Genomic DNA, 10,455 nt, shown 5'->3' with positions numbered 1-10,455 from the left:
ACGGTTATCGGTCGCCTTCAGGGCGAAGACCACGGGCGCATCGCAGGTCACGGTCATTTGCAAATTGACCTTCGGCAGCGGGGTGATCTGGGTGGCGTTCAAGTCCTTGGCCGACATCTTGCCGTGGTCGATGACCCCGCCACTGGACAGGCTCGGCGTGCAGGCATTCGGGGTGATGATGCCCTTGACTGTCAGGTCCACGGTGCTGGCGGCGAAGGCGGGGGCGGTGCCAGTGATCAGCAGGGCGCTGGCGACGGCGATCAGATGCTTGTTCATGGTTGTATTGTCTCGGTGTTGGATCAACTGACGGGTGCAGCTCACCGCAGCGCAGAAAGAGGCGCGGTTGGGCGTCGGGTCAGTTCGGATAGTTGGCCGCCAGGTGAGTTGGCGGGTTGCCCTCTTGGGGTGGGGCGCAATTTAGCGCCGGGGGGGAGGAGGGGAAATACAAGAATTACGACAATCCGCTATCCCTCTAGCTCGCCTGCGTCAAGTCGGAATAGGTGGGCGGAGCTGTAGGAAAAACTGTCTTTTCGTAGTTCTTGTATCGCAAGAGTGGTATTCATGTGGATAGCTTGATTCGGTAATGGGTGCCAGGCGGATGGGTTAAGGATCACCGTCAAGCGCACCCTCACTAGACGATATGCCAGGGCCGTCTGATGGCCCTGGCAGGTCGGCGCCGATATCGAGGTGGCCATGATGCCAAGCGTGTTTGCTGACGACGCCCCCAGGCAGCAAACGGTGCCATGGCGCAGTCCTCCTGTTCACTGGAAGCACCTGAGCGTGCTGATCGTCGAGGACCATCAGGCCTATCGCGCCTTGATGGGCTGGTTCCTGCAAAAATTCGAAGTCGATCACGAACTGGTGTGCAACGGGCAGGCCGCGTTGACCGCCATCGCCCTGCGGCATTTCGACCTGGTGATCAGCGATTGCCGCATGCCGGTGCTGGATGGCTATAGCATGGCTCGTGAGATCAGGCGGCGAGAGGCCGTACACAGCCGCCCGCGTGTGCCGATCATTGCCTTGACCGCCAAACTCTCTGCGGACGATGCGCGCCGCTGCCTTGAGGCCGGCATGGATGCCTGGCTGCTCAAGCCGCTGACCCTGGAACAATTGCGCGGGGTGCTGGAGCAGTGGCTGCCACAGCCGCCGGGCGCCAGTACGAACCCGCCTGCCACAGCCTGCGCCGGGGCGCACTGGCCGACTCGTGCCGAACTGATCAGGACATTTGGTGATGAACAGGTGGTGAACCAGATGTTGCGCACCCTGGTGCGCGAGGCCGAGGCTGATTACGCAGGCCTGGTACAGGCTTGCCGCATCGTCGACCCGCATGCATTGGTCGACTGCCTGCATCGCCTGGCGGGAAGCCTGGCGTTTTTTGGCGAGACGGAGCTGGATCGCTGTGCGGGGGAGTTGATCGAACAGGTGCGCAAGCACGGGATCCGGTGCAACAGGCGGGCATTGCAGCGGTTCGACCAGGACCTGCTGGTGTATCTGCGCTATTTGACAGATTTATGACATTTTCAGCGATTCTGTAGGGGGTATTACCTCTGTCTGTGGGCTTAGTTTGTAGGTGGTTTCCTTTTTTGTTGTAGGTAAAAAATCACCCGCTTAAGAACACGGGACGCCATTGAAAACCGCTCCCAGGTGGGCGGTTGTTGCCCGGGACGGACAGGGTTATTTTGCGCAAATCAATTTGCCATCACTCATGGATTTCTATGCTTCGCGTAATTATTGCTGACGATCATCCCATTGTTCGGATCGGGCAGAAGGTGGTGATCGAGGCCAACGGCAAGTGCAAGGTGGTCGGTGAGGCCAACGGCCCGGATGAGCTGCTGCGGGTACTGGGCAGCACCCCTTGCGATGTGCTGGTGACGGACTTCGCCATGCCGGGCGGGCAGCAGGCTGACGGCTATGTGTTGTTGGGCTTGTTGCAACGCCAATACCCCGGGGTGCCGGTGATCCTGGTGACGATGTTCGCCAATATCGCCACCCTGCGTGCCTCGTTTGCCGAGGGCGCCCGAGGCATTGTCGCCAAGAGTGCATCGGCCAAGGAGTTGCCCACGGCGATCAAGGAAGTCTGCGAGGGCAAGACCTTCGTCAGCGAGTCCCTGCGAACCCAGTTGGTGCAGGCGGGCACGGGCGATCAATCACAACCGCCGCAACTGTCGGGCAAGGAACGCGAAGTGGTGCGCATGCTGGCCAGCGGCATGACCGTCAGCCAGATTGCCGCGCGGGTCAACCGCAGCATCTCCACCATCAGCAAACAGAAAAGTACCGCGATGAACCGGCTGTGTATCTCCACCGATGTGGATTTGTTCCACTATGCTCGCAGCAGCGGAATGGTGCCCTGAAGGGACGGGATGAGGTATTCCTGGCGTTGATGCCAGTAGTGTTCCCCGGCCTTGGGGATTATCGTACCGGCCATCCCAACTTCTTTTGCGGAACCTGCCCATGAGCGACGCCCATAACGCCTTGATCACCGAGTTCTACAGTGCCTTCCAGCGCCTGGATGCCGAGGCCATGAGCGCCTGCTACAGCGACGACGTGGTGTTCAGCGACCCGGCATTCGGTGAACTGCGTGGCCGTGATGCCGGCGACATGTGGCGCATGCTGACCACCCGGGCCAAGGACTTTTCCCTGACCTTCGACAGTGTGCGCAGCGATGAAATCACCGGCAGCGCCCATTGGGTGGCGACCTACCTGTTCAGTGCGACGGGCAACACCGTAGTCAACGATATCCGGGCGCGCTTTGTGTTTCGTGACGGCAAGATCTGCGAGCACCACGACCACTTTGACCTGTGGCGCTGGTCGCGGCAGGCGTTGGGCACCAAAGGCCTGTTGCTGGGCTGGACGCCGCTGGTGAAAAACGCCGTGCGGGCCCAGGCGCTGAAAGGGTTGAAGGCGTTCCAGGCCAGTCGTTGATAAGATTGGCGTTCCTCTGGTTTGCCGAATTGATCCGTGACGACTCCTTCTGAAGCCAAACCGTGGTTTGTCTACCTGGTGCGCGCCGCCAATGGCTCGCTCTATTGCGGCATCAGCAATGACCCGGTGCGCCGCTTTGCCATGCACCAGAGTGGCAAGGGCGCACGGTTTTTTCTCTCAAGCCCCGCCGTGGCGCTGGTGTACACCGAGGCATGCATCAGCAAGGCCGAGGCGCTGCGCCAGGAACGGCTGATCAAGAAACTCAAGAAAAGCGCCAAGGAGTGCCTGGCGGCGATCGGCCCATCAGTTTGACTGATAGGTTCCCATGCGCGCCTTTGCCGGTTTTGCAGGCTAAGCTGGACGCTCACTCATTGAGCGGAGCCTGGCATGACTGAGTTGATCCTGCACCACTACCCGCAATCCCCGTTTGCCGAAAAAGCCCGCCTGTTGCTGGGCTTCAAGGGCTTGTCCTGGCGTTCGGTGCACATCTCGCCGGTGATGCCCAAGCCTGACTTGACGGCCCTCACCGGTGGTTATCGCAAGACCCCGGTGTTGCAAGTGGGCGCCGATATCTACTGCGACACCGCACTGATCGCCCGCCGCCTGGAGCAGGAAAAGTCCGCGCCGGCGCTGTTTCCCCAAGGCCTGGAACTGGTCAGCCAAAGCTTCGCCGCCTGGGCTGATTCGACGGTGTTCTCCCATGCCGTGAGCCTGGTGTTCCAGCCGGAATCCCTGGCGGTCAAGTTCGCCAAAGTGCCGCCGGAAATGCTCCAGGTGCTGGTGGCCGACCGCAGCAAATTGTTCAGTGGCGGCACGGCCACCCGTGTGCAACTGGATCAGGCCAAGCATCAATGGCCGGTGATCATCGGTCGTATCAATCAGCAGTTGCAGCACCAGCAGGGCGACTTCCTGTTCGGCGAGCCGTCGATTGCCGACTTCGCCCTGGCGCACCCGTTGTGGTTCCTCATGGGATCGTCGGTCACCTCGCCGCTGGTGGAAACCTATCCTGCGGTGGCCGCCTGGCTCGCCCGGGTGTTGGGTTTCGGGCATGGCACGTCGAGCCAGATGAGTGCCGAGCAAGCCCTGGAAGTCGCGCGCAATGCCACGCCGGCCAACCTGCCGGAAGAAATCTTCGAAGACCCGAACGGCTTCAAGCCCGGCCAGCAAGTGACCATCAGCGCCACCGACTACGGCACCGATCCGGTGGCCGGGGAGTTGCTGTTTGCCGGCCGCGAAGAGCTGATTCTGCGGCGCACCGATGACCGCGCCGGCACCGTGCATGTGCACGTTCCGCGCTTCGGATTTCGGATCCAACCGGCGTGACTGAAATTATTTTCAAATCGGTGTGAGGTAAACCTGTCGGCCATCCGTGTAGTGCTTGAAACTGCGATTAATTCGCATTAACAGCGTTTTTACACACGGGTTCTCAAGCATGAAGTCCAGGGCAACGTCGGCGGGTTCGGTTAAACATTGGCTGGGAGCCTCGGTATTGGCAGTTTCGGGGCTGGCGCTGTTGCCCCTGGGCGTGGCGCAGGCGGCCGAGGCGCAGCAGCAGAGCACGCTGTTCAACTTTGCCCTGGCCGCCAAGCCGCTGCCCCAGGCCTTGAGCGACTTCACCCGGGTGACCGGCATCAGCGTGGTCTACACCGACGAAGCGCCGTACGCCATCAAGGCCCCGGCCATCACCGGGCAGATGAGTGCGGCCCAGGCCATGCAACGCCTGCTGGGTAATTCCGGCTTCACCTTCCGCCAGATCGACGCCCGCACCCTGGCCCTGGAACCGCTGCCCACCGACGGCGCGCTGAACCTCGGCGCCACCACCATCAACGGTGCCGCCCTGGCCTCGGATACCACCAGCTATCAACCGCCGCCTACCAGTTCGGTGATGCGTTCCCACGGCCTGCTGCTGGAAACCCCACAGACTGTCAACGTTGTACCGGCCCAGGTGATGCGCGATCAACAGCCGCGCAACCTCGACGATGCCCTGACCAACATCAGTGGCATCACCCAGGCCAACACCTTGGGCAGCACCCAGGACGCGGTGATGCTGCGGGGTTTTGGTGACAACCGAAACGGTTCGATCATGCAGGACGGCATGCCGCTGGTGCAGGGCCGCGCGCTGAACTCCACCGCCGAGCGCGTCGAAGTGCTCAAGGGCCCGTCGTCGTTGCTGTATGGCATCCAGGATCCGGGCGGCGTGGTCAATATCGTCAGCAAGAAACCCGAGCTGATCCAATCCACCTCGCTGACCGTGCGCGGCTCGACCTTTGGCGACGGCAAGAACGGCAGCGGCGGCAACCTCGACACCACAGGGCCCATCGGTGACAGCGGGTTGGCGTACCGCTTGATCGTCGACCATGAAGACGAAGATTACTGGCGCAACTACGGCACTCACCGCGAGAGCCTGATCGCACCGTCGCTGGCCTGGTACGGCGACAACACCAAGCTGTTGTTTGCCTATGAGCACCGGGAGTTTCTCTCGCCGTTCGACCGGGGCACCGCCATCGACCCCAAGACCAACCACCCGCTCAACATCCCGTCGACTCGCCGCCTGGACGAGCCCTTCAACAACATGGAAGGCCGCTCCGACCTGTACCGCTTCGAGGCCGACCACGATTTGAATGACGACTGGAAAGCCCACTTCGGCTACAGCTGGAACCGCGAGACCTACGACGCCAGCCAGGTGCGTGTGGTCAAGGTCAACGCCAATGGCACCCTGACCCGCAGCATGGACGGCACCCAGGGCGCACTGACCACCGACCGCTTCGCCACCGCCAGCCTTGAAGGCAAGGTCAACGTCGCGGGCATGCAGCACGACCTGACCTTCGGCCTGGATGACGAGTACCGCAAGATCTACCGGGCCGACCTGATCCGCCAGGCGCCCCGTGGCACGTTCAACTACAACGACCCGGTCTATGGCAATGAAGTGGCGGGCACCACCGTCAGCGCGCCGGACAGCAACCAGATGGACCTGCTGCGCAGCGACTCGCTGTTCCTGCAGGATGCGATCCACCTCACTGACCAGTGGATCCTGGTGGGTGGCGCGCGTTATCAGATGTACGACCAATACGCCGGCAAGGGTGTCCCGTTCACCGCCAACACCGACGGCAATGGCCAGAAGTGGGTGCCACGCGCGGGCCTGGTGTACCGCTACACTGACGAGCTGTCGTTCTATGGCAGCTACACCGAGTCGTTCAAGCCCAACTCCACCATCGCACCGCTGGCGAACAAAAGTGTGCTGGATGGCAGCCTTGAGCCGGAGCAGTCGAAGTCCTGGGAGTTGGGGACCAAGCTCGATATACCGGGGCGCATCACTGCCAGCGCCGCTCTGTTCAACATCGAGAAGCGCAATGTATTGGTCGAGGTGGGCGACGGCCCGACCGCGATCTACAGCGTAGCCGGCAAGGTCCGCTCCCGCGGCCTTGAACTGGACGCCAGCGGTCAACTGACGGATAAGTGGAGCGTAATCGGCAGCTACGCCTACACCGATGCTGTCGTCACCGAAGACCCGGACCTTAAGGGCAACCGCCTGCAAAACGTCGCGAAGAACACCGGCTCGCTGTCAGCGGTGTATGACTTCGGCAGCATCCTTGGCGGTGACCAACTGCGGGTGGGCGCCGGTGTACGTTATGTGGGGGAGCGAGCGGGTAATGCCGCCAACGATTTCGACCTGCCGAGCTACACCGTGGCCGATGCGTTCGCCACCTATGACACTAAAATCGAGGGGCAGAAGGTCAAGTTCCAGCTCAACGTGAAGAACCTGTTTGACCGCACCTATTACACCTCGGCCGTGAACACCCAGTTCGTGTCCATCGGCGATGCGCGGCAGGTGTCGGTGTCCAGCACCCTGACGTTCTAAATTCGGCTACACCCTATGGCGCGGTAGCCGGCTGCCTCGCCATACGGTTGTCGAGCTGCTAGCGTGGCCGCCATTAATGACTTTGCGGGAACACGATAGCGATGCAGTTGGGACGATGGATACACACCGGCGGGCTGCTGCTGGGCTTGAGCTTGTTGCTGGGCGGTTGCGCCACGGCGCCGAAAACTTCCACCAGCGCCAGCCTCGACCAGTTGCTGGCCGACCCGGCACTGCACGGCGCCAGCGTATCGCTGATGGTGCGTGATGCCCGCAGCGGCAACACGCTCTACCAGCACAACCCGCGTACGCGGCTGAGCCCGGCTTCGAGCCTCAAGCTGTTGACCACTGCGGCGGCGATGGATGTGCTGGGGCCGCAGTATCGGTTTTCCACGCAACTGTTGAGCGACGGCATCCGCCAGGGCGCGGTGCTTGACGGCAACCTCTACCTGCGCGGCCTGGGCGACCCGACGATCCAGTGGGCGGATTACCAGGCGCTGGCGGCCAACCTGGCGCAGCAGGGCATCCGGCAGGTGCGGGGCGACCTGGTGTTCGACGACACGTTCTTCGACGCCGAGCGCCTGGGCACCGACTGGTCCCAGGACGATGAAAGCACCTACTACGGCGCGCAGATTTCGGCGCTGACGGTATCGCCCAATGACGACTTTGATGCGGGCTCCCTGCTGGTCACGGCCAGGGCGCCGGTCGTGGCAGGGCGCCCGGTGACGGTGGAGATCAGCCCGGCTACCGATTACGTGCAGCTCAGCAACCGTGCGGTCAGCGGCGCAGGCAACAGCTATGGAATCAATCGCCAGCACGGCACCAACCTGTTGCGCCTCAGTGGCGCGTTGGCGCCGGGCAGGCAGAGCCCGCAACTGGTCAGTGTGTGGGAGCCGACGCAACTGGTGGCCAACCTGTTTGAACAGGCCTTGGCGCAGCAGGGGATTGTCGTGCAGGGGCGTCGGATGATCGGGGGTGTGACGCCGACCACGGCGACGGTGCTCGCGCTGCATGAGTCGGCGCCGTTGCAGGAACTGATCACGCCGTTGCTCAAGCTTTCCAATAACAACATGTCTGAAGCCTTGCTCAAGAGCATGGGGCGCAAGACCGTGAATGCCGGTACGGCGCCTGCCGGTGTGGCGGCGGTGGCCGGGTTCCTGAAACGTCAGGGGATTGATACGGCGACGTTGAACCAGGTGGACGGTTCGGGGTTGTCCCGGCGTAACCTGGTGTCGTCGCAGAACCTCACGGATGTGCTGCTGGCCGCCAGCAAACAGCCCTGGTTCAATGCCTGGTACAACGCGTTGCCGGTTGCCGGTAATCCGCAGCGCCTGGTGGGCGGCAGCCTGCGTTACCGCCTGCGGGGCACCGCTGCGGAAAACAACCTGCACGGCAAGACCGGCTCCATGAGCGGCGTGTCGTCGTTGACCGGGTATGTCACCGATGCCAATGGGCGCAAGCTGGTGTTTTCGATGGTGACCAACAATTACGTGGTCGCAGGCGCGCGGGTCAAGGCGCTGGAAAACCGCCTGGCCACGGCACTGGCCAACAGCACGGACTATTGAGCACCGAAAATCAAAGGTGGGAGCGGGCTTGCTCGCGAAWGCGCTGGATCAATCAGTACATGTGTTGACTGTCACACCGCWTTCGCGAGCAAGCCCGCTCCCACATTGGACCTGTGCTGTCAGGCAGATTGCATCTCAAGGCAGGAACGCCTGCCGGTATTCACCAGGGGTTGCGCCCATCGTCTGGCGGAACCGGTTGGTAAAGTGGCTGGCGCTGGAAAACCCGCACGCCAGGGCAATCTCGCCCAGCGGCAACGACCCACCCCGCAACAACTCCCGGGCGCGGGCCAGGCGCCGCGCCAGCAGATATTGATGGGGCGGCAGTCCAAAACTCTCGCGAAACATCCGCGCAAAGTGGTACTCCGACAACGCACACAAGCCTGCCAACTGCCCCAGGCTGATCGGCTCCGCCAGTTGCTGGTCGATGTGCTCCACCAGTTGCCGGCGCTGGTGGGCGGCCAGCCCGCCTTTCAAACGCAAACCCTCGCGCATCCCCACCTGGCTGAGCAAGGTATGGCTGAGCATCTCATGGGCCAGGCTGCTGGTCAGCAGGCGTTCGCCGGGCTCTTTCCAGTTCAGGCTGATCAACTGGTGAAAACGCCGGGCCTGCCGCGCATCGTCGAGGAAGGTGCTCTCGCGCAGTTGCAACTCGCGGGGTTCGCGGTCCAGCAAGGTGACGCAGCCCAGGGCGAATTGCTCGGGGCTGAAATACACGTGGGCCAGGCGGATTTCGCCGTTGATCACCCAGGCCGACTGATGCTCGGCCGGCAAGATGCACAGCTTGTCCGGGCCGCCCTTGGTGCCGGGCTGGTCGCGGCGAAAGGTGCCGGTGCCACCGCCGATGTAGCAGGACAAGGTGTGGTGGTCGGGGGCTTCGTAATCCTGGGCGTCGTGATGGTTGCTCCACAAGGCTGCAGACAAGCCGTCACCGAGCTCGGCGCACAGCTCGAGGCGAGCGTTGGGCGAGCGGTTGAGGGATTGAAAGACTTGCAGGGTTTCCAGTGGCGGCATATTCGTACTCTCTGACGGCTTGCATCCTACTCCCAGCGGCGGCGGCTGTGATCCCGGCAGCCGACAAAAGCGCAAGAATGTGCAAGAGACCTGGTGCCGCCAGGGGCGAAACTGTGGCTCAACCCTCGGAGCCCGCCATGAACCTTTTCCTGTATTTACTCACCGTATTGATCTGGGGCACCACCTGGATTGCCCTCAAGTGGCAACTGGGCGTGGTGGCGATTCCGGTGTCCATCGTCTATCGCTTTGGCCTCGCTGCGCTGGTGCTGTTCGTGATGCTGCTGCTCAGCCGCAAGCTGCAGGTGATGAACCGGCGCGGGCATCTGATCTGCCTGGCCCAGGGCCTGTGCCTGTTTTGCGTCAACTTCATGTGCTTCCTGACCGCCAGCCAGTGGATTCCCAGCGGCCTGGTGGCGGTGGTGTTCTCGACGGCCACCTTGTGGAACGCGCTGAACGCCCGGGTGTTCTTCGGGCAGAAGGTCGCACGCAATGTGTTGATGGGCGGCGGCCTTGGCTTGCTCGGCCTGGGGCTGTTGTTCTGGCCGGAACTGGTGGGGCACACCGCCAGCCCGCAAACCTTGCTCGGCCTGGGTTTGGCATTGCTCGGCACCATGTGTTTCTCGGCGGGCAATATGCTGTCGAGCCTGCAGCAGAAGGCGGGCCTCAAGCCACTGACCACCAATGCCTGGGGCATGGCCTATGGTGCGTCGATGCTGGCGATGTACTGCGCGGTGCAGGGCATTCCGTTCGACATGGAATGGAACAGCCGGTACATCGGTTCGCTGCTGTACCTGGTGATCCCGGGTTCGGTGATTGGCTTTACCGCCTACCTGACCCTGGTCGGGCGCATGGGGCCGGAGCGGGCGGCGTATTGCACCGTGCTGTTCCCGGTGGTGGCGTTGAACGTCTCGGCGTTTGCCGAGGGCTATCAGTGGACGGCGCCGGCGTTGGCGGGGTTGGTGCTGGTGATGCTGGGGAATGTGTTGGTGTTTCGCAAGCCCAAGGCTGGCGCGCCGATCAATCCAATCTACAAGGCGAAGCAGGTTTAGTGTGGGGGCTCGACAGCTCCCACATTTGATCTCCTTTACCTGAGAATCACCG

General features: G+C 62.4%; 10 protein-coding genes. 8 read left to right on the top strand and 2 right to left on the bottom strand.

Annotated elements, in window-relative coordinates:
- A partial coding sequence (locus tag JV201_RS24065) for a DUF1120 domain-containing protein (RefSeq protein ID WP_219406124.1) occupies positions 1 to 276 on the bottom strand: 276 nt, incomplete at its 3' end.
- A 504-nt stretch (positions 277 to 780) separates the two neighbouring features.
- On the opposite strand from JV201_RS24065, the gene JV201_RS24060 reads away from it, so the two are divergent.
- The 7 genes from JV201_RS24060 (at position 781) to dacB (ending at position 8,343) form a co-directional block, all read left to right on the top strand.
- Complete coding sequence (locus JV201_RS24060) at positions 781 to 1,515, top strand: response regulator (protein WP_003216349.1); 735 nt, start codon at positions 781 to 783, stop codon at positions 1,513 to 1,515.
- A gap of 200 nt (positions 1,516 to 1,715) precedes the next feature.
- Positions 1,716 to 2,351 carry a response regulator transcription factor gene (locus tag JV201_RS24055; RefSeq protein WP_003216351.1) on the top strand — a complete coding sequence of 212 codons (636 nt, stop codon included), beginning with the start codon at positions 1,716 to 1,718 and terminating at the stop codon, positions 2,349 to 2,351.
- 100 nt (positions 2,352 to 2,451) lie between these two features.
- The gene (locus tag JV201_RS24050; RefSeq protein WP_008435632.1) at positions 2,452 to 2,922 is read left to right on the top strand and encodes a nuclear transport factor 2 family protein; all 471 of its coding nucleotides are present in this window, start codon (positions 2,452 to 2,454) and stop codon (positions 2,920 to 2,922) included.
- 36 nt (positions 2,923 to 2,958) lie between these two features.
- Positions 2,959 to 3,234 carry a GIY-YIG nuclease family protein gene (locus JV201_RS24045; protein ID WP_003216354.1) on the top strand — a complete coding sequence of 92 codons (276 nt, stop codon included), beginning with the start codon at positions 2,959 to 2,961 and terminating at the stop codon, positions 3,232 to 3,234.
- Positions 3,235 to 3,309: 75 nt separating this feature from the next.
- On the top strand, positions 3,310 to 4,245 hold the full coding sequence (locus JV201_RS24040; RefSeq protein ID WP_008435631.1) for a glutathione S-transferase family protein: 936 nt from the start codon (positions 3,310 to 3,312) through the stop codon (positions 4,243 to 4,245).
- A gap of 109 nt (positions 4,246 to 4,354) precedes the next feature.
- A complete protein-coding gene (locus tag JV201_RS24035; RefSeq protein ID WP_177049062.1) occupies positions 4,355 to 6,781 on the top strand; it encodes a TonB-dependent receptor in 2,427 nt (808 codons plus the stop codon).
- 101 nt (positions 6,782 to 6,882) lie between these two features.
- Positions 6,883 to 8,343, top strand: a complete 1,461-nt coding sequence (gene dacB / locus JV201_RS24030) for a D-alanyl-D-alanine carboxypeptidase/D-alanyl-D-alanine-endopeptidase (protein WP_008435629.1) — start codon at positions 6,883 to 6,885, stop codon at positions 8,341 to 8,343.
- 135 nt (positions 8,344 to 8,478) lie between these two features.
- On the opposite strand, the gene JV201_RS24025 is transcribed toward dacB, so the two are convergent.
- Positions 8,479 to 9,354: a helix-turn-helix domain-containing protein gene (locus tag JV201_RS24025; protein WP_219406123.1), complete on the bottom strand. Its 876-nt coding sequence runs from the start codon at positions 9,352 to 9,354 to the stop codon at positions 8,479 to 8,481.
- A gap of 137 nt (positions 9,355 to 9,491) precedes the next feature.
- Here JV201_RS24025 and JV201_RS24020 point away from each other — a divergent pair, with 137 nt between their 5' ends.
- A complete protein-coding gene (locus JV201_RS24020) occupies positions 9,492 to 10,403 on the top strand; it encodes a DMT family transporter (protein WP_008435625.1) in 912 nt (303 codons plus the stop codon).
- The last annotated feature ends 52 nt before the right edge of the window (positions 10,404 to 10,455 follow it).

Source organism: Pseudomonas sp. Colony2, assembly GCF_019382755.1.
GTDB lineage: Bacteria > Pseudomonadota > Gammaproteobacteria > Pseudomonadales > Pseudomonadaceae > Aquipseudomonas.
The sequence above is the reverse complement of the archived record's forward strand: the minus strand, read 5'-3'. Positions and strand labels throughout refer to the sequence as shown.